Genomic DNA, 23,469 nt, shown 5'->3' on the forward strand with positions numbered 1-23,469 from the left:
CCGGTGAATGAAGTCAGGTCTTATCGTGGTTAAGTACAGGAAATGTAGAGGGTGGAGGAGGCTATTACGGGTAGTGAACCGGGGCAATGAGCTTTAGTCAGCATGACAACTTTCTTCCGCCTTTCATTTATCAGTCTGCTTGTCGGACTTCTGGCCATGACTGCGGCCAAACCCAAACGTGTAGTTTTCTTTGGCGATTCAATTACCCAGGCTGGTATAAAGCCGGGGGGGTACATTGATCGGTTGAAATCGATGGTATCGGCTGATCAGTATGAGTTGGTTGGCGCCGGCATTGGTGGTAACAAGATTTATGACCTCTTTCTGCGGATGGACGAAGACGTGCTGGCCAAACAGCCCGATGTAGTTGTCATCTGGGTGGGGGTCAACGACGTATGGCACAAAGCTACCTCAGGTACAGGCACCGACCCCGACAAGTTTGTGCGCTTCTACGAGGCCGTAGTGAAAAAGCTTCAGGCCGCCAACGTGCGTGTGGTATTGTGTACGCCAGCTGCTATCGGCGAAAAAAACGACATGACCAACCAGCAAGACGGCGACCTGAACCAATACAGCCAGTTTATCCGCGATCTGGCCAAACGGCAGAATCTGCCCCTGGTTGATCTGCGAAAGGCATTTCAGGACTATAACCTGAAAAACAACCCCGAAAACAAAGACCGCGGTATCCTGACGACGGATCGGGTCCACCTCAACGAAGCCGGCAATCAGTTTGTAGCCGATCAGATGAAGCCCGTTCTGCTTCAGGTCAAATAACCAAAGAATCGTTAAAACTTGATAATGCGCAGGATGAGGTCGCGCGTACCCGGCGGGGCTGCCAGTGAGCCACTCGGCTCGGCGGATCCGCTCTTGAGTACCTGGCCCGTTTCGGCGTCGGCCCACTCGGCATGATAATCACCTTTGGGCAGGTTCACCTGCAGAAGAAATGAATTGGGCGAAAACGGCTCGGCATAAATCAGCCAGCCGTTTTTGCCATTTTTGAGCGTCTGGGTAACCGCTCCCGGTGACGCTTTGACAAAGGTTGGATCGGGGCTGAGCTGGGTCAGATCGAACCGGTCCAGATAGCGTTTCATGGCACCGAGTTGACGGCGAAGGGCTGGGCTGCCACCACCGGGGGTGGTGCTGCGCCGGTAGGTAGTATCCTGACCAATTTCGCCCCCTACGCTGAACGAGTAGTCGAGGTGGTTGAACAGTCCCCCGCCCGCCATCAGAAATCGCCACGCTTGGCGCCGGTAGGTCCGGTCTGCCTGACCTGCGAAGCCCGTTTCATTGAAGCCAATGACCCGGTTCAGGGCGTAGTTGTCGGTAACGGCTTCGGGCAGCGCGTAGTGAAACGTATAGATCGATACATTCGGGTCGAGGTCGAGAATGGGGTAGCGGAAATTGCTGACGTTCTGCGAGATCAGGTGATTCTGTAACAGATTCTCTTCTTCGCTCACAATCCAGGACGCTACCCGCCGTTGCCACTGCAACGACGCCTGACTACTCACTTCAAGTGTCGATCGCCAGTCGCGTTTACCGTCTGGGCTGGTGTGGTACTCGTTGCGGGTCAGTACCGTGTCTTTCAGATCGGCCCAGGGTTCATTCTGGATCTCATAGTAGAGATTTCGGAAGCTGTTAAGTTCCCGGACCAGTTTCCGGACGTACTGCTCCTGGTACTTCAGCAGGTTCCCGTTCTGCAGCGTGTTGGCCTGAAGGGGACGGATAGCATCGGTCTGGTTGATGTTGTTGGCCGAATTGAACGGACTGTAGGGCCAGCCGGTGCCATAATATGAGGAGAAAAGGGTTACCTCAACAATGATACCCAGCTGCTGCGCCCGGCTTATAAAGTCCCGAAGCCGCTCAAAATAGGCATCATCCCACCGACTCAGATCAAACTTATTCCCTCCCAGTGCGTACCCAGACTGTTCTGAACGCGCCCAGGGCAAAATCAGTCGGCCCGACCGGGGAGCCAGGGTGTTTTTCTGAATGCCAAAGTCGCCCTGCTTTTCAACATAAGCTCCCGTAAACAGCCGGGTGTTGTTAAGGCCGTCGGCTGCCAGCGTGGCGAGGTAAGTCTTGTAGTCGAAATCCAGGTTAACAACGGCGCCGTAATGTTCTCCCGATCCAACCAGTAGGGTGGGTTTGCCGTCGTACTGGAAATAGTGTTGATTTTCGGGGAGAAGCTGGAGTGGCTGGGCCGTTACCCCCATAGTGGAGAATAGTACACCGCAGATTGCCGAAACTAGGCGCATATCGTAGTTTAGAATTTTGGGGCAAACTAAGGACTTTCTCGCAAAACAGCCCCACAACTTACCGTACGAGTCTCGCCGAACCAAGGTCTACCAGGAGCGGGACTGGCCAGCTAATCATCGGCCGAGCCCCGCCCATTACTGCTTAGGGTAAGGCAAAGGCCACATACTGATTGCCTTTTTTGGCGCCGAGTTTGGCCCCTCCGCAGGCGATCACTACGTACTGTCTGCCATTAACCTGGTAGGTTGCCGGGGTAGCAAAACCGGCTGCCGGTAATGTGGTTTCCCAAAGCAATTTGCCGGTCTTCTTGTCGAAAGCCCGGAATTTCTCGTCTTTCGTGGCGGCAATGAAAAGCAGGCCGCTGGCCGTGACCACCGGACCACCGTAGTTCTCAGTACCCGTTTGGGTTGCTTTGCCGGCTAAAGCAGGCTCCTGGCCGAGGGGTATCTTCCAGAGGTATTCGCCGGTGTTTAGATTGATGGCGTTGAGTGTACCCCAGGGTGGCGCAATGGCTGGCAGCCCTTTGCTATCCTGAAATTTGATGTAACCCGTCACCTTGTAGGGTAAATAAGGCTCTTTGACTTTGGACGGATAGGGCGACCCGCCAGCTACTTCCTGCTTTTCATCGCCAAACAGAAATGCTACCAGTGCCTGCCGATCGGTCGCCGACAGGGCTGTAAAGCCGGGCATCATGCCTTTGCCATTACTGATGATCTGGGTTACGTAAGGCCGGTCGCGTCGCTGACCAATATCGACCAGGGAGGGGTAACCGCTGCGGGCGTTCCCTTTGCGCTCGGGGCCGTGGCAGCTAATGCAATTCTGGGTATAGATCCGTTGACCGGGGCTAAGATGCGCCAGCTCGTCGCTCTTTGGCGCATCGATCATCGTAAAAATCCAGGGTATGTCGTTTGCGTTCACGTACAGAATGCCATCGGGATCAGCGGCCGCGCCACCCCATTCGGCCCCTCCGTCGGTGCCGGGAAACATCAGGCTACCTCGTTTGCTGATGGGTTCGAACGGTCGGCGCCCCACGTTACGAAACACGCGCAGCAACGAATCACGGTCGGCGGAGTAGGGGTTGATATCGGCTTCGCTCATCTGCTGCCGGGCAAAGGGCGCGGGTTTCTGTGGAACAGGCTGCGTAGGCCAGGTCACTTCCCCGGGCAGGTCTGACTTTGGTACGGGAGTCTCCCGAATCGGGAAGAGTGGTTTTCCGGTTACCCGGTCGAAGACGAAGACGTGGCCCGACTTGGTAACCTGAGCCACGGCGTCGATCTTCCTGCCATTCTGTGTAACTGTAAGCAGGTTAGGTGGGGCCGGAAAGTCGCGATCCCAGAGGTCGTGGTGCACAGCCTGAAAATGCCAGCGTCGCTTACCGGTTCGGGCGTCGAGGGCCAGCAGGCAGTTGGCAAAGAGGTTCTGGCCTTTGCGATTGCCGCCGTAGAAATCATACGAAGCTGAGCCGGTGGGTACGTAGAGCAGACCGCGCGGCCGATCGATAGCCATACCTGACCAGTTGTTGGCCCCACCAACGTCAACATTGCGGTAAGCCTCTTTAGGCCAGGTTTCGTACCCATACTCGCCGGGGTTGGGAATGGTACGAAAGACCCAGGCCAGTCGACCCGTCCGCACGTTGAACGCCTGAATGTAGCCCGGTGCCGCGTCGGGGCCTTCCGAAACCCGCGTGGGCATGATAATCAGGTCTTCGAACAGGGTGCCGGGGGTATTCGAAATAATGAACTTGTCCCGGGCCTGCTCGCCCAAGCCCGCATGTAGGTCGGTGGTTCCGTTATCGCCGAAGCTCGGGATCGGTTTGCCGGTTCGGGCATCCAGCGCATACAGCTTTGGACCGACTGTGTAGAGAATTCGTTTATCCGGTTCGCCGGTTTTGTCGGAAGATTGCCAGTACACGACCCCCCGGCTGGTGCTGTGCCAGACTTTGAGGGGATCACCAAATTTCCACAGTTCTTTGCCGGTCGTAGCATCCAGTGCAAACGCCTGTACGGTAGGTGTTACGCCGTACAATACACCGTCGACAATAATCGGGTTGGTTTGAATCTGGCCACTATCGGGTGTCGAATACGTCCAGGCTACTTTTAACTGGCCGACGTTCTGCGGGCTGATCTGGGTCAGGGCCGAATAGTGGCTTCGATCGGGGCCGCCCAGGTATTCGCCCCAGTTGGTATAGTCATTGGGTTTGGTATCGGTTGGGTTTTGGGCGAACTGTGCCCATCCCAGGGCCAGCAAGGTGCCGGCTGCAATCGGTAGAAGAAGGCGTTTCATAAAGCGGTTACAGGAATAGTCCGCCAATTTATCGAATATCCGCGAACCACCGCTTCAACTTGTTGGGTGAGTAGCCCAGTCCCCACAAAAAGCCGATAGCCAGGTAGATACCATTGGCCTTCCAGAAGCCCCACCGGGCTACCCGCCGGTCCGACGACTCGACCAGCCGGTTGACCTGCCGCACCCGGCCGTAAGGAACCAGCTTAAGCAATAAATCCGCTTCTTCCATGATCGGCATGCTGGCCGTATAGCCGCCAACGGTCATAAACTGATCCCGTCGGCAAAATATAACCTGATCGCCGAAGAGCAGGCGCGCCCCCCGAAAAAACAGGCGAGGCCTGAAGAGCAGCGGGGCATAATAGGTTTTAAGGTAGTTGTGAAAGGACGTCAGCCAGCGGGTTGTATGCGCCCCCCGCATGATGGAAATAAAACCACCAGCTACCGTATCGGTGTCTGCCAGCGTTTGCCGAATAACCTGGAGTGCATCATCGGGCAGGGCCGTATCGGCGTGCAGAAAGCATAAAATATCGCCGGTTGCTTTGGCCGCTCCCGCATTCATCTGGCTGGCCCGGCCCGGTAGTTTGGCGTGTACAATGCGCATGGATCGGAAACAGGGGCTGGTAGCCTCCGCCAGCTGAATAGTCCGGTCGGTGCTGCCACCGTCAACGATGATAATTTCGAGCGGTTCTGGACATAGTCGTTGTAAGAGCCGCAACGTCCGGGGAAGTGCGTTTTCTTCGTTAAGGGTTGGAATGATGATCGACACTGTACGCATACGGGGAATAAACCAATCCAGCGAACGAGGGTTTTTTAATGGATAATGAATAATGAAAAATGTATAGTAAATAAGTAATTCATCATTCATCATTCATCATTCATCATTCATCATTCATCATTCATCATTCATCATTCATCATTCATCATTCATCATTCATCATTCATCATTCATGTTTCGTTTTCTGCCTAATGTGCTGCTGAAGCAGCTATATACCCGTAAGAGTCTGCGTAACACAGCTACAGGGTTTACATTTACTCTGAAGAACAGGCTGTCAGATGCGCAGTTTACGGGACTCGAGCGGGCTATAATAAACGGACGTGAGTACCAGGCCAGCGCTTTCCTGCTCGAGATCGACGGTGGGGAAGAAGTAGGAGTAGAGGCTATCTCAGTGGCTACCCCACTTTCATTTCCACTTCGGCGGTCAGTTCGTGTTCGGGCCATCGCGCCCCCGCTCGAACCCGGTCAGCATATCCTCGAGATCACCCTCAAAACGCAACCCTTTGGTACTATAACACTAACCGTAGAAGACAGCCTCCAAACCGAAGCGCCCGAAGACACGCAACGGCCCCAACCCGGTATTCCCCGTCATCCGGTCGATGATTACAGCCCGCAGGCGGTTGCGGAGCGGCTGCAGTTTCTGCGCGATTTCACCCAAACGAATCCCCAACACATCACCCAGCCCACGTTTGAGCCGTCTGCCGTGCGGGGAAAGTGCGAAAACTTTGTAGGCGTAGCGCAGGTACCGATTGGGCTGGCCGGTCCGTTACGGGTTAACGGCGAGCACGCGCAGGGTGACTTCCTGATTCCGCTGGCTACTACCGAAGGAACCCTGGTGGCGAGCTATAACCGGGGTATCAAGCTCATCAACGGTAGTGGGGGCGTGTTGTGTACCATTCAGGATGAGGCCATGCAGCGTGCCCCGGTTTTTCAGTTTGCCGATGCCCGCCAGGCCCGCTCGTTCGTTCAGTGGGTCGAGGCCCGGGAGCGTGATATTGCTGCCGAAGCCGAAACGACCTCGCGGTTTGCCCGGCTCACCTATGTAGACGCCTACCTGAACGGCCGGTTTGCGTTCCTGCGTTTTGGCTACTCGACAGGTGATGCGGCTGGGCAGAATATGGTCAGCAAAGCAACACTGGCTGCCTGCAACTACATACTACAGGCCTACCCGGCGGCCGCGGCCATCGAGCACTTCTTTCTCGAATCGAATATGGCTACTGACAAAAAGCCCTCGCAGCTGAACATGCTACGCACCCGTGGCAAGCGCGTCACGGCCGAAATTCGCATCCCGCGCGACCTGCTTATTCAGGAACTCCAGGTTGAACCCGAACAACTGCTGCGGCACGCCCGCATTGGTGACGTAGGAGCCCGCCTGGCCGGAACGAACAACAACGGCCTACACTCGGTCAACGGCCTGGCTGCCCTTTTCATCGCAACCGGTCAGGATGTTGCCTGCCTGGCCGAATCCTCGGCGGCTATAACTTATTCCGAACTCACCCCTGACGGTGATCTGTACGGGTCTGTCACCCTGCCGTCGCTGATTGTGGGGACCGTTGGTGGTGGTACTGGGCTACCTACGCAGCGGGAGTGTCTGGAGCTGATGGATTGTTATGGTGACGGAAAAGCCAACAAACTGGCCGAGGTCATGGCTGGGGTAGTCGCGGCCGGGGAGCTTTCGCTAGCTTCGGCTATATCCTCACTCGACTGGGTATCGAGTCATGACGCCACGCGGGTCTAAAAAAAACGGCAAGCATCAGCTTGCCGTTTTTTTGCTGAATCAATGGAGCCAGCAGGTTAGTAGTTTTTATCTGACGAGCCAAAATTGGTGAACCGGCTGTTGCCGGTACCGCGGCTGGGGCGCTGCTCGGAACCATTCCGTTGCCGGCCCTGGCTGCTGCCGTTGCGGGCTTGTCCGCCTTTGGTGCCTTCGCTCCGGAACGAGTTGCCATTCCCCGACGAATTGGGTCGTCCGCTGTTGCTTCGGGTTTGACCGCTTCCCGATGAGGTGCTCGACATCCGACCGTTTCCGTGCTGGGGGCGGGCGTTGCCCTGCCGGTTGCCGCCACCGTTGCGACCCTGGCGTTGCGGTGGGGCCGGATTTACTTTAGTCGTATCAATATCCAGTACATACGGATGTTCATCGATAACCGGAACCTGCTTGCCGATCAGTTTGTGAATGTCGCGCAGGAACTCCGTTTCTTCCGCGTCGCAGAACGACAGGGCTATGCCGTCGTTTCCTGCCCGGCCAGTTCGGCCAATGCGGTGTACATACGTTTCGGGAATGTTGGGCAGTTCGTAGTTAATTACGTGCGACAGTTCGTCGACGTCGATACCGCGGGCCGCAATATCGGTTGCCACCAGCACACGCGTTTCGCGCGTCTTGAAGTTTGAGAGCGCCCGCTGACGGGCATTCTGCGACTTGTTACCGTGAATGGCTTCGGCTTTGATACCTACCCGAACCAGGTCTTTTACCACTTTGTCAGCCCCGTGTTTGGTGCGGGCAAAAACCAGCGCCGACTTAATGCGCTGATCATCCAGAATATGAACCAGCAGTTTACGCTTATCTTCCTTGCTGACAAAGTACATGGCCTGCTGAATGGTATCGGCCGTTGATGATACGGGGGTCACCTCAACTTTGGCAGGGTTATGCAGAATGGTATCGGCCAGTTTGGCTACATCGGTAGGCATCGTAGCCGAGAAAAACAGCGACTGACGCCGTTCGGGTAGTTTAGCGATGACTTTCTTAACGTCATGGATAAAACCCATGTCGAGCATACGGTCGGCCTCGTCCAGCACGAAGAATTGTACATCGCGCAGATGAATAAAGCCCTGATTCATGAGGTCGAGCAAACGGCCTGGCGTAGCAATCAGAATATCCAGACCAGCTTTGATGGCATTGACCTGGCTATGCTGGGACACGCCCCCAAAAATAACGGCATGACGCAGGTTCAGGTGTCGCCCGTAGGCTGCAAAACTTTCGTCGATCTGAATAGCCAGCTCACGCGTTGGGGTAAGAACCAGCGTCTTGATGCGCCGGGGACCACCCGCATTTTTGCTCCGTTCTTCGTTAAGCAGTTGTAAGATCGGGATAGCAAAGGCGGCTGTTTTACCCGTACCAGTTTGTGCGCAGCCGAGGAGGTCACGCCGACCGAGTAAAATAGGAATAGCCTGTTGCTGAATGGGGGTAGGGGTAGTGTATCCTTCTTCGGCAAGTGCCTTCTGGATTGGTTCAATCAGTGATAAATCGGAAAATTGCATGGGTAGGCTGGACGTCGGTAGGCAGTGGAAAAGCGGTGTTTATGAAGTCCAGCATCCAACGTCGAAAAAATGAAGTTATACGTCTATAACCTCACTGTGGCAAAGAAAGTGCCATACTTGTCGGTATGTTAAATTCTTCCTATTCGTAGATACTGCCCGCTGCCTGTTCAACCACAGCTTTGGGCATGAGCCAGGCCATCAGTTTGCCGAGTTTATTGAGTACGCCCGTAACGACTTCGGTTTGGCCTGACAGCGTTGCATCGACTGCCTGGCGGGCGACTTCGGCAGGAGTCATGTTCACTTTTTCGGCTGCCCTGCGGCCTTTTTCGCCAATCTGAGCCCGCGTCACAAAGTCAGTATCAGTTGCTCCGGGACAAACGCAGGTTACCGAGACCGAAGTGCGTTTCAGCTCCTGGGCCAGGCCCCGGCTAAACTGTAGAACCAGTGCCTTAGAGGCTGCGTACAGACTCAGGCGGGGTATGGCCTGGTAGGCAGCCGAGCTGCCAATGTTCAGAATGTAAGCGCGGGGCTGTTGCTTAAGCTGGGGTAAAAAAAGGTAACAGAGCTTTACGAGGGTGGTATTGTTTACCGCCAGCATGTCGAGGTGCTCGGTCAGGGCGTGACTTTCGAAGAGTCCGCTCAATCCATAGCCGGCGTTATTGACCAGCAGCTGCACCTTGTATCCGTTCTGCTCACACCAGCTGAATACCTGCCCGGCGGCATCGGCTGCGGCCAGGTCGGCAACCAGCACCTCGGTGCGAACGCCGTAGGTGTCGGCTAACCGACGGGCCTGCTGCTGCAGCACCGACTCTGAACGGGCTACCAGCAACAGGTCAAACTTTCGGCGGGCCAGTTCGTCGGCAATGGCCAGGCCAATGCCACGGCTGGCACCGGTAATCAGAGCGTAAGGCATACACAAAAAACGATTTACGGTATTTAGCCCCTGCGGATCGAGTCCTGGGGGCTAAATACCGTAAACAGTATACTTAAATATTTACTTTCGAGATAAACCGGTGGTAGAACGGCGTCTTACTGTTTTCATGCTTAGGCATGTACTTACCCGTTACAACCGGCACGTACATGACCCGACGACGGCTGGCTTCGCCAAAGTGGGGCGATTGCTGAGCCCGGTGCCAGAGCCGGCCATCATGTACCGATAGATCCCCAGCCTGAATATCGAAGCCGATTTCGTGCTTGTCGGGATCGTTGTCCACGAAGTATTTCTTCCGGAAGAGCATCTTGATGATACCCTGCTTATGGGTGCCCGGAATAACGCGCAGGCCACCATTTTCGTAGGGCGTATCGTTCAGGTGAATGCCTACGTTCAGCATCGGCATGATGCGCTGCCCGAGAAAAATGTCGCGGGGGCTATCGGTATGCCAGCCCATCTGCGAAAATTTACTGTTGGGCGTACGTACGTAGTGGTTGAGGATGAGTCCGTCTTTTTCGATTTCGGCGATGCGACCTTCATAGGGTTGCAGCAAATCGACAACGGCCTGAAGGCGCGGGTCCTGTAGAAACTCATGAAGGGCTGTGCTGTGCTGAGACAGGAAACACATACGCTGAATCATGGGATTTCCGGCTTCATCCTTTCCGAATTTCAGCGGAACTCCATTCACTTTATCGCGGCCTTCAGCCAGCCATTGCTGTTCAATCCGAATGGTTTCGCTGATAAATAATTTTACGGTTTCGGGATTAATAAAATTCTTGAAAACAATCACACCGTGTTTATTAAAAAACTGGCGCTGTTCTGTGGTAATGGTTTCGCCCAGGGTAAACGGGGGCAAGGATATTTTGCTCATATCGGTGGTTTTGCAATGCAGGTATTTCGGTATCGTACTAGCTGTATGGGTGTAGAGCTGACAGAATCAACGAGGTAACATTATCTTAACGTGCCAAATCTAATAAATTTACAATTTTGGGATTACTTTACCGCCATATAATTAATTCGACTTTAATCGGCACTTCTTCTGTAAACAGGCGCTATTCTCTTACGGATATAGGGTAATTTATTGACTGTCAGTTGTTTTTTGGCTCTGCTTATTCTTTATGAACCGGGAGCCGGTTAGTAAATAACAAATCATCTTGAACGCGTAATATTCTTATTCTGCTGGCTGATAATCAGATTTACAGCCATCCGTTGAACCAGTGAATATGCCCGCCTATGTGGCTAGTATTTTTTTTGCTGCCGAATTGGTCGTACCAGGTCTGGCAATCGCGAACGTTGTCCCTTAAACGGAATCCCCGAAGTATGCTGACCTGGGGCGGGGTTTGTGTGGATGCTGGTCGGCAGCCGGCTTTTTATAATACCGACCGTTCTTCTTCGTTTTTTTCGACCCTGTTCCAGCCGCTCAGGGCCAGCCGTTTGCCCAGCCAGTAAAGCGGGTAGGTAAATGCAAACGCCCCCAGTACATCCACGGTATAATGTACGTGCTGTACCAGCAACAGACTCCCGACAAGCAGTGACCCAATTAAGGCCAGCAGTCTGTCCCACCACCGGCGCAGACACAAGAACATCAGGAAGATACTGGATGTATGACCGGAGTAAAAAAGATCCTTGGTAATATACGTTTTGCCATAAAATGCATTGCTGATTGGGTCTATCAGCGGAATGAGACCAGCTGGCGGATTTAGTGGTACCAGGTTGATACTCAGCATGCGGGATAGGCTAACGATGATGTAGCCATACGTGAACATCATAAATATGGCCGGGCTGCGTCGGGCCCGAACGATGAGCAACAGGGCCGTTGCCCAGATGATCAGGAAAATACCCAGCGATACATCCTGAGGAGGTAACTGATTCAGCAACCAGTCGTTCAGGACGGGCCCCTGATGCCGTTCTATAGTTTGAAAGAAAACCGGGAACGTAAATAGCAACGCCATCGTAGAGGCCAGGCCCACAAAAAACTTGATGCGGAATATGGGTTGTTGCCAGGCTACCTGCCAGGCCAGATCGCCAGTGGGATCAGGAGAGAGAATACGCATTTGTACACGCTAAAAAGGCCGCAAAGGTACGAAAGCCAGCTCGTATGTACCAGTTACACCATCAGCAATCGCCAGATACCCGATGCCAGCAGCAGCAGCAGGCCAGCCGGTGTCAGCACTTTCCAGCACAGAAACATCATCTGGTCAACCCGAATGCGGGGGAATGTCCACCGGACCCACATCTGGAGCAGCACCGCCAGGAACACTTTACTCAATAGCCAGAAGGCCCCCGTTACATTACCCCATACGGTGCCGGGCGCGCCACTTGTCCAGTCAGCAAGCCGGACTGGCCCAATGTTGGGAAGGGGCGTATTCCAGCTACCCAGAAACAGGACGGCCCCCAAAAACGATACCAGGAGCATCATGGCATACTCCGACAGATATAGAAGCGCAAACCGCATGCCTGAATACTCGGTATGAAACCCGCCCACAATCTCCGATTCGCCCTCCGGGAGGTCGAAGGGGGCGCGGTTGCTCTCAGCCAGCGTGCAGATAAAGAAAATCACGTAGGCGATCAATAAAAACGGATTCCGGAGAACGTTCCAGGCAAAAATACCGCCCCAGCCCGTTACGTCGATTCCGAGGAATTTGAGGCCGAACAAATAGTTGGTATCTGTCGTGTAAATACCCTGTTGAAAGCTGATTTCCTGCAGGTTGAGCGTCTGCGCAATCATGGCAACGCACAGGATCATCAGACCCAGCGGAATTTCGTAGGATATGATCTGGGCCACCGATCGCATGGCTCCGAACAACGAATATTTGTTGTTTGACCCCCAGCCTGCCATCAGGATGCCCACGACATCGAAAGAAACAATGGCCATCAGGTAAAAGACGCCCACGGCGGCTCCCGATCCCTGTACATCTGGGGTGAGGGGTAGTACCGCAAAGCCGGCAAAGACAGAGGCAAAAATGACGGCCGGCGCCAGCAGGAACAATCGACGATCGGCCGCTGTCGGTACAATATCTTCTTTCTGCAGGAGTTTCAGCAGGTCGGCAAATAACTGCAGCAAACCCCACTTACCCGTTTCCATGGGGCCGAGCCGGTCCTGCATAAACGCCGACACCTTCCGTTCGGTGTAAACGCCAACGACTACGAAGCCGGAAGCAATCAGCAGAAAAAGAGGAAGAGCCAGCACAGCATACAAGGGGAATGCCTGACGCTGCCAGCGGCCTACTCGTCGGGTCAGGCCGCTGGCAGCATCAGGGGTTAAAACTCGGCCTGTTTGGGCGCGCGCGGGAAAGGAATAACGTCGCGGATGTTGCCCATACCCGTCACGAACTGTACCAATCGTTCGAAGCCCAGCCCAAATCCGGCGTGGGGGGCCGAGCCGAACCGGCGTGTATCGAGGTACCACCAGATGGTTTCCGGATCGATCCCGACTTCCTGCATGCGGGCAACGAGCTTGTCGAGGTCGTCTTCCCGCTGCGATCCACCGATGATCTCGCCGATACCGGGAAAGAGCACATCCATAGCCCGAACCGTCTGGCCAAGTAGCTCGCCCCGGCTGTTGGTGGCCTGAGCCTCGTCCTGTTTCATGTAGAACGCCTTGATATCGCGGGGATAGTTGGTCAGGATAACCGGTTTTTTGAAATGCTTTTCGACCAGATACCGTTCGTGCTCAGACTGTAGGTCAACGCCCCAGCTTACCTCGTACTGAAACTGCCCTTTTTTGGCTGGTTTTGAATTGACAAGAATGTCGATCGCATCGGTGTAAGTTAACCGGACGAACTCGTTACTGATCACGAATTGAAGTTTTTCGAGCAGGCTCAACTCACTCTGTTCTTCTTTCTTCTTTGTTTTCTCTTCGTCTTTGAGCCGGTTGTCCAGAAACGCCAGATCGTCGGCACAGTGCTGCAGAGCGTAGCGGATAACGGTTTTAACGAAATCCTCGGCCAGGTTCATGTTATCTTCCAGCTCGTAAAAAGCCATCTCGGGCTCAATCATCCAGAACTCGGCCAGGTGACGGGTCGTGTTGGAGTTCTCGGCCCGGAAGGTGGGGCCAAATGTATAGATTTTGCCCAGCGCCAGTGCTCCCAGTTCGCCTTCGAGCTGGCCCGACACGGTCAGGTTCGTTTCGCGGCCGAAGAAATCCTGGCTGTAGTCTACGTTGCCATCGTCGGTGAGGGGCGGATTGATCGGGTCGAGCGTCGTTACCCGGAACATCTCGCCAGCGCCCTCGGCATCGGAGGCCGTTATGATAGGCGTGTTAAGGTAGAAGAATCCGTTGTCGTTAAAATATTGATGCACCGCAAACGCCAGGGCGTGACGTACGCGGAGAATGGCGCTGAAGGTATTAGTTCGGGGGCGCAGGTGAGCAATCTCACGCAGAAACTCGAGCGAGTGTCTTTTGGGCTGGAGCGGGTACTTATCGGGGTCGGCCGCTCCGTAAATATGGACGCTGGCAATTTTTACCTCTACAGACTGTCCGGCACCCTGCGACTCTACCAGCTGGCCCGTTATGGCCAGGCAGGCTCCGGTTGTGATAAGTTTCAGGGTTTCGTCCGGGAGTTGTCCCGCTTCGGCTACGGCCTGAATGGTATTAATGGTAGAACCGTCGTTGAGGGCAATGAAGACCGCGTTTTTACTTTCACGCTTGGTGCGGACCCAACCTTTTACGGTAACACTGGTGCCAACGGTTGCAGATTTGAGCAGCTGCTGAATGGGTAGATAACTCATAAAAAAAAGCGATCAGTAGGGGATCGGCCCGCAAAAATACAGATTGTCGACTGAATCGCCCACTTCTGTTTTAGGTGAAGCTCGATTCCACAAAAGGGCATGTTACTGCGTATAGAGGTAAACAACAGTATATACGTTTCAAACACCTGTTTTGTGGGGGGGAAAGCACCCGAAGAGTAAACAAGAAAGAACGGAGGGCGGTTGACAAAACGGGTAGTTACCAGCTCAGATCCACGGACCAGGAGTCGCGCTGAAGGGCCCGGGTGAGGTAGACAAACTCAGGCTGGCGAATATCGAGCCGAACGATTAGCGGAAACCGGATTTCCCAGTTCCACCAGACAGGGACCTGTTCCAGAGATAACTCCAGCTCCAGCTGGGTTATGTTGCCGACCGGCGAAGAAAGTCGCCGGACATAGCGTATGGGGTCCGTAAAGGGGAGTGGCGTACTTGATTCAGAAGCCAGCCAGGTCTGCAGAGCGGTCAACTGATCCGGCGGCAAGAGCGAATGAAACCGCACTACGGGTTGCTGGGGCTGGGAGCGGGTAGCCTGTCGCAGCGGCCATACCGTACCCGATAGGCGGACCAGGCCTTTGTCGAGGGAAAGGCCGAACGATAGCGTACAATTTTCGCCTTGAAAACGCATGATAGTAGTATCGTTCTAATGACTTTGATAGCTTTGCAACCTCTAAAATTAGTCGCTTTTTGGACTAAATCCATAAAGTTGCTTTATTTTTTGTTTAAACGAACATAAACAAACCGGCTCGGTAGGCGACTGACCCTGCCAGGCCGACTGCCGATACAACACAATCTATGATGATGCGTACCTTATATATTGTTCGTCATGCCAAAGCCGAAGAGCGGAACATGTTTGCCGCAGACCACGACCGGCAGCTCATTCCGGAGGGCATCACGGCGGCTGCCCGCGTAGGTCGGTACCTGCATAGCCGGCAGGTTGTACCGGGTCATATTATCAGCAGTACGGCTCCGCGCGCCAAAGACACGGCCCGGGTAGTAGCTGAACAGCTTGGGTTCGACACGAGCCAGATTCAGCTCAACCCGAATCTGTTCGATGGTGGGCCAAAAGCGTATCTGGAAGCTATCAACGAGTTGCCCGATACTATTGATTCGGCTATGATTGTGGGCCACAATCCGGACGTTTCGTACTTTGCCGAGTTCCTGACCCATCAGTCAATCGGGTCGATGAGTAAAGGTGCCGTCGTGGCTGTTTCGTTCGAGGGGCTAAGCTGGTCTGAGGTGTCGGGCCGTACGGGGTCGGTGATCTTTGAGATAGCACCTAAAACGCTGCCTGATTCGTAAGGAAATCGTCCCTGTCTCATTACCGGCCCGGAAACAATGTGCTGCCTTTAGCAAATTGTAATCACCATGAATCGCAACCGTCGTATTTTTATCGTTGTCTTTATTGTCTTCACAGCCATCGTGGCTCTGCTGGCTATCGATATGGGCCGCCGTACTACCGCGCCCTGGAACAAACGCAGGGAAGTAGAACGTGCCTTTAAACGGGATGGCACCAGCGCCGATACGCTACTCTCCGATACACTGCTTACTCCCTGAACCCATGCTGCAATTCGCGGGTCTTCACCATGTCGCCATCATCTGCTCGGACTACGAGCGGTCGAAGCATTTCTACACTCAGATTCTGGGACTGACCGCAGTGGGAGAAGTGTTTAGAGAGGAACGACAATCGTACAAACTCGACCTGGCCGTCAATGGACACTACCAGATCGAACTGTTTTCGTTTCCGGATCCGCCCCGTCGCCCGTCGCGCCCGGAAGCGCTCGGCCTTCGGCACCTCGCTTTTGCCGTAGCCGACCTCGACGCGGCCGTTGCGCACCTGACAGAACATAGTGTAAGCACCGAACCCATCCGGGTCGATGCACAGACGGGCAGGCGGTTCACCTTTTTTGCCGATCCCGACGAGCTGCCCCTGGAGTTGTACGAAGTGTAACGAGCTAACCAGGCTGGTAGCAGGCCATCAGTTGAGGAGTTGACCCAGATCAATTCGCATCGATAGCTGGCTGGTACCGGCGGTTGGTACCGAGGTAAAGCGTCCGTAGGTGAGCTGGAAGCCGCGCGCCTGTACGGATGCGCCGAAGCTGACGCCTGCTCCGCCCGAGATCAGCTTACCTTCCTGCCGTTTCTGATGATTATAGCCGAGCAGCAGATGGACATGCCGGCTGATGAGAAACTCAGTACCTACGCTCATGTGGCGGGCCAGTTTCTCGGCCAGGCTTACCGGCTGCGGGATCGGATTCCCGTTCAGGTCGAACCGAACGGCCAGGTTGGGGTCGTTATAGGTAATATCGAACCGGTGCAGATGATGGGCCGTCAGCGTCACCCGAATGGGGGCGTACTGCGGCTTTAGGGTGATGCCAGCCTGAAGGTCGAAGGGAAGGTCGGCCTCGGCCGGACCGTAGTTTTTGAGCAGATAGCCCGCATTTTTAGCGACGAGACCTACCGTCAGATTTCCGTTCGGGTGGCGCCATGTACCGCCCAGGTCGGCCAGAATTCCGAAGGCTGAATAGGTTTCGATGGCCGACCCCACGGCCTTTACGGTAGCGCCGAGGGTGAAATTGCCTTCGGTGCGAGCATGGGTGAGGCTGAGGGCATAGTCGTTAGCAGAAAACGTGCCGAGCGTATTGCCGCCGGGGTCGGTCAGATCGAACTGGCCGTATGTCAGGTACTGCAGGCCAACCGCCCAGGTGCCGACCGATCTGACGGGTAGGCCATAGTGCAGGGTATAATACCGGGCCGCAGCCCGATACGGCATCAGACTGATGGACAACTGGTTGTCGGGGAGCGAGTCGGCCAGCGCCGGGTTATTCAGGAAATAAGGGGCGTCGGGACGGAGCCCACTGGCAACGGTACTGCCCAAGGCCGCTACACGGGCGTGGGTGGGCAAATCGAGGAACGAAAACACCCGCTGGCCACCCAGCGGCTGGCCTTTACTCGGCAGCGATCCCAGAAAGACCACCCACAAAAAAAAGAGCGCACGTTTCAAACCAGAGAGCAAGATGTGACAAAGAAACGCCAAATTTCAGGGCGGTAAAAATCGACTGGCGAAGATTCGGGTTAAATATTATCGCGTACTTAACGAATACGTAACTTTGCCAACATCGATTCGACAAACCAACTTATGCAAACCGAAACCCGTCCGGAAGTACCCGTACATGCGCTCAGCAAACTATCAAAAACTGATCTGCTTGCCCAGAAAAACGCCGAAGCTGAACTTGGCGGGGGACAGAAACGGATCGATGCCCAACACGCCAAAGGCAAACTAACGGCTCGTGAGCGGATCGCACTCCTGGTCGATGAAGGGTCGTTTGAGGAGATTGGCAAGTTCGTGATGCACCGAACCCGCGATTTTGGCCTCGACAAAGAACATTATCTGGGCGATGGTGTTGTGACGGGCTACGGCACAGTTGACGGACGGCTGGTTTACGTGTTTGCGCAGGATTTTACGGTGTTTGGCGGGGCACTCTCCGAGACCCATGCCGAAAAAATATGCAAGCTGATGGACCTGGCGTTGCAAAATGGTGCCCCGCTTATCGGGCTGAACGATTCGGGGGGCGCCCGTATTCAGGAGGGGGTTCTGTCGCTGGCGGGCTATGCCGATATTTTTTATCGCAACACCCTGGCGTCGGGCGTTATTCCGCAGCTCTCGGCAATTATGGGGCCCTGCGCTGGCGGAGCCGTGTATAGCCCGGCTATCACTGATTTCATCTTCATGGTAGAAAATACGAGCTATATGTTCGTGACAGGGCCCAACGTGGTCAAAACCGTAACTCACGAGAACGTGACAGCCGAAGAACTGGGCGGAGCCAGTACCCACAGTACCAAATCGGGAGTAACTCACTTTGCCAGTGCCAACGAACTGGCCTGTATTCAAGACATCAAGCAGCTGCTCAGCTACATCCCCCAAAACTGCGAAGACGAGCCATTCCGGCTGCCGTACGACACCACCCGCAATGAAAGCCGCCCGGCGCTAAACCAGATTATACCCGAGAACCCGAACCAGCCCTACGATATGCGCGAAGTCATTGACGAACTCGTTGATGAAGGCACGTTCTTCGAGGTGCATAAGAATTTTGCGGAGAACATTGTCGTTGGCTTTGCCCGGATTGGTGGGCGCAGTATCGGCGTTGTGGGGAACCAACCTGCGGTACTGGCCGGTGTGCTCGACATTAACGCCAGCGTGAAGGCGGCCCGGTTTGTTCGGTTCTGCGACTGTTTCAATGTGCCGCTGCTGGTGCTCGAAGACGTGCCCGGTTTCCTGCCCGGCACTGACCAGGAATGGAACGGGATTATTACCAACGGCGCCAAACTGCTGTTTGCTTTCTGCGAAGCCACCGTACCTCGCGTAACGGTAATTACTCGCAAAGCATACGGCGGGGCTTATGACGTAATGAACTCCAAGCATATAGGCGCTGACCTGAACTACGCCTGGCCTTCGGCCGAAATCGCGGTAATGGGCGCGAGCGGGGCTGCCGAAATTATTTTCAAGCGGGAGATTGCCGAAGCCGAGGACCCCCAAGCCAAGCTGCAGGAAAAAGTGCAGGAGTATACCGAGAAGTTTGCTAACCCGTACCGGGCCGCCAACCGGGGCTATATCGATGAGGTCATCATGCCTGACCAGACCCGGCATAAACTGATCCGGGCGTTTGGGATGCTGGAGAATAAAGTAGCCACCATGCCAAAGAAAAAACACGGAAATATTCCCCTGTAAAAACACGGAGCCGGGTTATGAAGCTGTTGCTCGTGACCCGGCTCCGTTACAAGCCAGTTTATAATGCCTACTCCAACGCCCAAAAAAAACGGTAGTCTGCTTCGAACGGTGCTGATCGGTTTGTTAATCATTTTCGGCCTGGCTCTGCTGGTCGGTACAGCTTCGGTGCTGTTTCCATAGGCGTGCCCGACCGGCTCCCGACTAGCCAATAGCTTTCAGAATAATGGCGCAGGCCTCCCGAATCTGCTCGTCGGTGATAATGAGCGGGGGGGCTATCCGCATGGAATTATTGCAGAACAAAAACCAGTCGGTGATGACGCCCGGGCCGTTTCCCGACGCTCCACCCGCGATAGCGCGGTCGATGATCGGTTTGAGCACATCGAACGAATCGAACTCAACGGCGAGTAACAGACCTTTTCCCCGAAAGTCACGAATGGCCGGGTGTCTCAGCAACTGACGGAACAGCTGACCCTTGGCTTCGGCCTGCTCGTACAGCTTTTCGTCCTGGATCACCTGTAACGTAGCCAGGGAAGCAGCGCACGAAACCGGATGACCGCCAAAGGTCGTAATGTGACCCAGCACCGGGTTATTCCTGAACACATGCATGATCTCGGCCGAGCTAATGAACGCTCCGATGGGCATACCTCCGCCCATTCCTTTGGCACATAGAACAATATCGGGTACAACGGCCCCCGTCGGTCCGGCACCTTCAAAGGCCCAGAACGTACCCGTACGACCAAACCCGGTTTGTATTTCGTCGAAGATCAGCAGGGCACCTACGTCGGTACAGCGCTGGCGAACGGCTTGCAGATACCCCGCGTCGGGTACCCTGACCCCCGCTTCTGCGCCTACGACCTCCATCACAACGGCTGCTGTTCGGGGACTAATCTGGTCGATATCGTCCCAGTTCGAGTAGCGGATGTGCCGCACGTCGGGTAATAAGGGCCGGTAATTTCGTTTGAAGTTCTCATCGCCTGATAAGGAGAGCGCTCCCTGCGTGGCGCCGTGATAGGCATTAATGCAGCTAATCACTTCGGTACGGCCGGTATATCGTTTGGCCAGCTTCATAGCGCCTTCAACCGCTTCGGTACCGGAGTTGGTGAAATAAACAGTATCGAGGCCGGGCGGCAGGGTACTGGCCAGGGCCTGAGCCAGCTGCGTCTGCGGGGTCTGCACGTACTCACCATAGACCATCAGATGCAGGTATTTATCCAGCTGGTGCTGAATAGCTTCGAGTACGCGCGGGTGCCGGTGTCCAACGTTGCTGACACCAATGCCGGAGATCAGATCCATGTACGGTGTCGACGTACCGTCTGCGGCTGCCGTCGAATAAATATATACGCCTTCGGCCCGGTCTATTTCCAACGCAAGGGGGAAGTCGGAGGTCTGAGCTACGTGCTGGAAAAATAACTGCCGGTGGGTTACCGAATACATGATGAATTTGTCAATATTGTCGATGCTATCCTAACACACCTAACCGTGGAAACAGTTCTGCTCATACAGCTCCCTGATCGCTGGCCCGCCCTGGCCCGGGTAACTATTCCTGTCAGTTCATTCCGTTTCTTCACCACCACACCCTCTTTTGCCAAAGTCAAGACCATGAACCAAATTTACCTGTTGCTGCTGTTGCTGCTGCCTGGCCTGGTAGCCGCGCAGCATGACTACTATCCACCCAAACAGGGGGCTGCCGCGGCCCCCCGCCAGTACAGCATCACGTTGAAGGACGGTACAGAGCTACGGGGCGAACTGCTGCGGCAGGACAGCACAGAAGCCCTCATCCGGACCAAAAACCTGGGTGAAATCCGCCTTCGGGCCGACCAGATCCTTCGAATCGAGCAGACCGACGTTCGGGGCGAAGGGGTATCTTATCCAAACCTGTTTCCGCAAACGATGCGTGTGGCGCCAACGGCGTTTTCGGCCGAGAAAGGGCGGCTTTATTACCGAAACTATTATCTCTACATCAGCCAGTTTGAATACGGTGTCAATGACAACTGGAGCGTGGGGGCCACCTTCTACACAATACTGCCTACCAACCTGTTCAGCCTGAACACGAAAGTGTCGGTGCCGGTCAGTAGCCGACTGCGGCTGGGGCTGAATGCGCAGTACGCGGCCGTCCGGTTCGATTCATTTCTGGAAGGCATCGGGTACATTCAGGGTATCGTCACCACTGGCGACCGACAGAACAACACCACCTATGGGCTAGGGTGGAGCCTGTCGAACGGGACGGTGTCACGTAATGTCGTGGCTACCTTCGGGCTGGTTCGGAAAGTAAGCCCCAAGCTGTCATTCGTCAGCGAAAACTTTGCCCTCTTCGGCAGTGGTATCAACCGAAGCCTCGATTTTGCCGGGGTGCTTTCGGCGGGTATCCGGTTCGACCGTCGGCGGCATGCTTTCGATCTGGCGGCTTACGTGCCCATCATTGTTGGTTCGACTGCCGGCAACCCAATTACGTTTCTGCCCTACGGCAGTTATCATCTGCGCATCGGGAAGTAGAAGACAGTCGGTACAATAATTGCGGAATGGTTGTCAGTACAAACCACTGCGTCTGTTGAACGGATCAGCAGACTGTTTAGTGGTCGATTATTTCCGCTAATTTCGCCGTTATAGTCAGACAACCCTGCCGTTTCATGTCCGAAGATCATATCGATTTACCTCCTTTCGCCCGGTCGTGGCCCCAACTGTATGCTATTGTCATCGGCAGCCTGCTGGTCGAAATTAGCCTGTTCTACGCCTTAATGCGCTGGTTGTCATGAGCGTAGTTGACTGGGGCGTGCTCATCGCTACGCTGGCAGGCATTATCGTTTATGGTATTGTCAAAAGCCGCGGGAGCCGCAGTATGGACGACTACCTGCTGGCTGGTCAGTCCCTGCCGTGGTACCACGTGGGGCTCTCGGTCATGGCGACGCAGGCCAGCGCCGTTACCTTCCTGTCTGCACCGGGACAGGGCTTCTCGGACGGGATGCGGTTTGTGCAGTTCTACTTTGGCCTGCCGCTGGCCATGGTGGTTCTGTCGGTAACGTTTGTCCCCATCTTTCATAAGCTGAAAGTCTTTACGGCCTATGAGTTCCTGGAGAAGCGGTTTGATACCCGTGTCCGTACACTGACGGCAGGCCTGTTTTTGCTCCAGCGCGGCCTGTCTACGGGTTTATCCATTTACGCGCCGGCCATCATCCTGTCTACTATACTGGGCTGGAATATCTACTGGACCAACCTCATTATGGGGGGCATTGTCCTGGTCTATACCGTAACGGGAGGAACCCGGGCTATTTCCCATACCCACCTGCAGCAGATGGCGGTTGTCACGTTTGCCATGGCGCTGGCCGGATTCCTGACGGTGCGGTTGTTACCCGACGATATTGGGTTCATCGATGCGCTGCAGGTAGCCGGGAAAGCGGGTCGGATGAACCTGATTGACCTGAAGTTCGATCCGGACAGCCGCTACAACCTCTGGTCAGGACTGATTGGGGGTTTCTTTCTCCAGCTTTCGTATTTCGGAACAGACCAATCGCAGGTAGGACGTTACCTGACGGGCGAATCGATCGGACAAAGCCGGTTGGGGCTGCTGATGAACGGCTTGCTGAAAGTGCCGATGCAGTTTCTGATTCTGCTGGTCGGGGTGCTGGTTTTCGTTTTTTATCAGTTTAATCCGGCACCCGTCTTTCACAACAAACAGGAAACAGACCGGCTCCGGAATAGCCCGTACGCCAATGACTATCAGCGGGCCGAGACCCGGCATCAGCAACTTACGGCCCAGCGGCAGCGGGCGGTGCTGAACATGCAGGCAGCGATCCGTACCGGCAATGAGCCGGCTGAAGCGGCTGCCGCTACCTTACTGAAAGAAACCGATGACGCACTCAAAACCGTAAAGGCAGACGTAACCGAACTGATTGAAAAGAACAACCCGGCGGCTGATACAAACGATGTGAATTACGTTTTTCTTCGGTTCGTACTCGATTACCTGCCCCACGGCCTGATTGGTCTCCTGATAGCGGTTATCTTCAGTGCGTCAATGGGATCGATAGCCGCGGCTTACAATTCGCTGGCGTCGACAACGGTTGTCGATGTGTACAAGCGACTCGTGAACGGTCGGGCCGACGATGCTCACTACCTGAATGCGTCGCGCTGGGCTACCATAGGCTGGGGTATCTTCTGCATCATCGTGGCTCAGTTTGCCAACCGACTGGGCAGTATGATTGAAGCCGTTAATATCCTGGGGTCATTATTTTACGGGGTTATTCTAGGGGTGTTTATTGTTGCCTTTTACGTTAAGTCAATTGGGGGGCGGGCTACGTTCTGGGCCGCGATCATCGGCGAGCTGTTCGTGGTGCTGAGCTGGTACTATGACCTCACCGCCTTTCTATGGCTTAACGCGATCGGTTGTCTGCTGGTCGTCGGAATCGCCTGGCTGATTCAGCAACTGATCGGATGGGAAACGTCGAACTCCTAACCCAAATCACCGAATAACAGAAAGGCCCCGAACTACGAATCCATAGCCCGGGGCCT

Annotated in this window: 21 protein-coding genes; 9 read left to right on the forward strand and 12 right to left on the reverse strand. The window is 54.8% G+C overall.

The window, feature by feature from the left end; translation table 11 throughout:
• Positions 1–102 precede the first annotated feature (102 nt).
• Positions 103–768, forward strand: coding sequence for an SGNH/GDSL hydrolase family protein (locus FBR45_RS08560; protein ID WP_138501124.1), 666 nt, complete (start codon positions 103–105; stop codon positions 766–768).
• 11 nt (positions 769–779) lie between these two features.
• On the opposite strand, the gene FBR45_RS08565 is transcribed toward FBR45_RS08560, so the two are convergent.
• The 3 genes from FBR45_RS08565 to FBR45_RS08575 form a co-directional block, all read right to left on the reverse strand.
• Positions 780–2,246 carry a hypothetical protein gene (locus FBR45_RS08565; RefSeq protein WP_138501126.1) on the reverse strand — a complete coding sequence of 489 codons (1,467 nt, stop codon included), beginning with the start codon at positions 2,244–2,246 and terminating at the stop codon, positions 780–782.
• 142 nt (positions 2,247–2,388) lie between these two features.
• Positions 2,389–4,527 carry an outer membrane protein assembly factor BamB family protein gene (locus tag FBR45_RS08570; protein WP_138501128.1) on the reverse strand — a complete coding sequence of 713 codons (2,139 nt, stop codon included), beginning with the start codon at positions 4,525–4,527 and terminating at the stop codon, positions 2,389–2,391.
• Positions 4,528–4,555: 28 nt separating this feature from the next.
• Positions 4,556–5,302, reverse strand: a complete 747-nt coding sequence (locus tag FBR45_RS08575; protein WP_138501130.1) for a TIGR04283 family arsenosugar biosynthesis glycosyltransferase — start codon at positions 5,300–5,302, stop codon at positions 4,556–4,558.
• Between the two features lie 172 nt (positions 5,303–5,474).
• Here FBR45_RS08575 and FBR45_RS08580 point away from each other — a divergent pair, with 172 nt between their 5' ends.
• Positions 5,475–7,040 (forward strand): hydroxymethylglutaryl-CoA reductase, encoded by a 1,566-nt coding sequence (locus FBR45_RS08580; RefSeq protein WP_138501132.1) that lies wholly within the window; start codon positions 5,475–5,477, stop codon positions 7,038–7,040.
• 56 nt (positions 7,041–7,096) lie between these two features.
• Here the strand turns inward: FBR45_RS08580 and FBR45_RS08585 are convergent, their stop codons facing one another.
• The 7 genes from FBR45_RS08585 to FBR45_RS08615 all read right to left on the reverse strand — a co-directional run bounded on the left by FBR45_RS08585 (position 7,097) and on the right by FBR45_RS08615 (position 14,865).
• Positions 7,097–8,560 (reverse strand): DEAD/DEAH box helicase, encoded by a 1,464-nt coding sequence (locus FBR45_RS08585; protein ID WP_138501134.1) that lies wholly within the window; start codon positions 8,558–8,560, stop codon positions 7,097–7,099.
• 139 nt (positions 8,561–8,699) lie between these two features.
• Positions 8,700–9,473 carry an SDR family NAD(P)-dependent oxidoreductase gene (locus tag FBR45_RS08590; RefSeq protein ID WP_138501136.1) on the reverse strand — a complete coding sequence of 258 codons (774 nt, stop codon included), beginning with the start codon at positions 9,471–9,473 and terminating at the stop codon, positions 8,700–8,702.
• Between the two features lie 73 nt (positions 9,474–9,546).
• Positions 9,547–10,362, reverse strand: a complete 816-nt coding sequence (locus tag FBR45_RS08595) for a phytanoyl-CoA dioxygenase family protein (protein WP_138501138.1) — start codon at positions 10,360–10,362, stop codon at positions 9,547–9,549.
• Between the two features lie 499 nt (positions 10,363–10,861).
• A complete protein-coding gene (locus FBR45_RS08600) occupies positions 10,862–11,545 on the reverse strand; it encodes a phosphatase PAP2-related protein (RefSeq protein ID WP_138501140.1) in 684 nt (227 codons plus the stop codon).
• 53 nt (positions 11,546–11,598) lie between these two features.
• Positions 11,599–12,681 (reverse strand): complex I subunit 1/NuoH family protein, encoded by a 1,083-nt coding sequence (locus tag FBR45_RS08605; protein WP_129606750.1) that lies wholly within the window; start codon positions 12,679–12,681, stop codon positions 11,599–11,601.
• A 71-nt stretch (positions 12,682–12,752) separates the two neighbouring features.
• Positions 12,753–14,222 (reverse strand): asparagine--tRNA ligase, encoded by a 1,470-nt coding sequence (asnS, locus tag FBR45_RS08610; RefSeq protein ID WP_138501142.1) that lies wholly within the window; start codon positions 14,220–14,222, stop codon positions 12,753–12,755.
• A 217-nt stretch (positions 14,223–14,439) separates the two neighbouring features.
• The gene (locus tag FBR45_RS08615; RefSeq protein WP_138501144.1) at positions 14,440–14,865 is read right to left on the reverse strand and encodes a hypothetical protein; all 426 of its coding nucleotides are present in this window, start codon (positions 14,863–14,865) and stop codon (positions 14,440–14,442) included.
• A 170-nt stretch (positions 14,866–15,035) separates the two neighbouring features.
• On the opposite strand from FBR45_RS08615, the gene FBR45_RS08620 reads away from it, so the two are divergent.
• The 3 genes from FBR45_RS08620 (at position 15,036) to gloA2 (ending at position 16,188) form a co-directional block, all read left to right on the forward strand.
• Positions 15,036–15,539, forward strand: a complete 504-nt coding sequence (locus FBR45_RS08620) for a SixA phosphatase family protein (RefSeq protein WP_138501146.1) — start codon at positions 15,036–15,038, stop codon at positions 15,537–15,539.
• A 66-nt stretch (positions 15,540–15,605) separates the two neighbouring features.
• Positions 15,606–15,794 carry a hypothetical protein gene (locus tag FBR45_RS08625; protein ID WP_138501148.1) on the forward strand — a complete coding sequence of 63 codons (189 nt, stop codon included), beginning with the start codon at positions 15,606–15,608 and terminating at the stop codon, positions 15,792–15,794.
• A 4-nt stretch (positions 15,795–15,798) separates the two neighbouring features.
• Complete coding sequence (gene gloA2 / locus FBR45_RS08630; protein ID WP_138501150.1) at positions 15,799–16,188, forward strand: SMU1112c/YaeR family gloxylase I-like metalloprotein; 390 nt, start codon at positions 15,799–15,801, stop codon at positions 16,186–16,188.
• A 27-nt stretch (positions 16,189–16,215) separates the two neighbouring features.
• Here the strand turns inward: gloA2 and porQ are convergent, their stop codons facing one another.
• The gene (porQ, locus tag FBR45_RS08635; protein WP_138501152.1) at positions 16,216–17,241 is read right to left on the reverse strand and encodes a type IX secretion system protein PorQ; all 1,026 of its coding nucleotides are present in this window, start codon (positions 17,239–17,241) and stop codon (positions 16,216–16,218) included.
• A gap of 135 nt (positions 17,242–17,376) precedes the next feature.
• Between porQ and FBR45_RS08640 the strand changes: the two genes are divergently transcribed.
• Positions 17,377–18,966 (forward strand): acyl-CoA carboxylase subunit beta, encoded by a 1,590-nt coding sequence (locus FBR45_RS08640; RefSeq protein WP_138501154.1) that lies wholly within the window; start codon positions 17,377–17,379, stop codon positions 18,964–18,966.
• A 201-nt stretch (positions 18,967–19,167) separates the two neighbouring features.
• Here the strand turns inward: FBR45_RS08640 and FBR45_RS08645 are convergent, their stop codons facing one another.
• Positions 19,168–20,400 (reverse strand): aspartate aminotransferase family protein, encoded by a 1,233-nt coding sequence (locus FBR45_RS08645; protein ID WP_138501156.1) that lies wholly within the window; start codon positions 20,398–20,400, stop codon positions 19,168–19,170.
• Positions 20,401–20,445: 45 nt separating this feature from the next.
• Here FBR45_RS08645 and FBR45_RS08650 point away from each other — a divergent pair, with 45 nt between their 5' ends.
• The 3 genes from FBR45_RS08650 to FBR45_RS08655 all read left to right on the forward strand — a co-directional run bounded on the left by FBR45_RS08650 (position 20,446) and on the right by FBR45_RS08655 (position 23,413).
• Positions 20,446–21,459 carry a hypothetical protein gene (locus FBR45_RS08650; protein WP_138501158.1) on the forward strand — a complete coding sequence of 338 codons (1,014 nt, stop codon included), beginning with the start codon at positions 20,446–20,448 and terminating at the stop codon, positions 21,457–21,459.
• 134 nt (positions 21,460–21,593) lie between these two features.
• A complete protein-coding gene (locus tag FBR45_RS26740; RefSeq protein WP_262709522.1) occupies positions 21,594–21,719 on the forward strand; it encodes a hypothetical protein in 126 nt (41 codons plus the stop codon).
• On the forward strand, positions 21,716–23,413 hold the full coding sequence (locus FBR45_RS08655; protein ID WP_138501160.1) for a sodium:solute symporter: 1,698 nt from the start codon (positions 21,716–21,718) through the stop codon (positions 23,411–23,413). Before FBR45_RS26740 ends, FBR45_RS08655 begins: the two co-directional genes overlap by 4 nt.
• Positions 23,414–23,469 lie beyond the last annotated feature (56 nt).

Source organism: Spirosoma lacussanchae (genome assembly GCF_005870035.1).
GTDB classification, from domain to species: domain Bacteria; phylum Bacteroidota; class Bacteroidia; order Cytophagales; family Spirosomataceae; genus Spirosoma; species Spirosoma lacussanchae.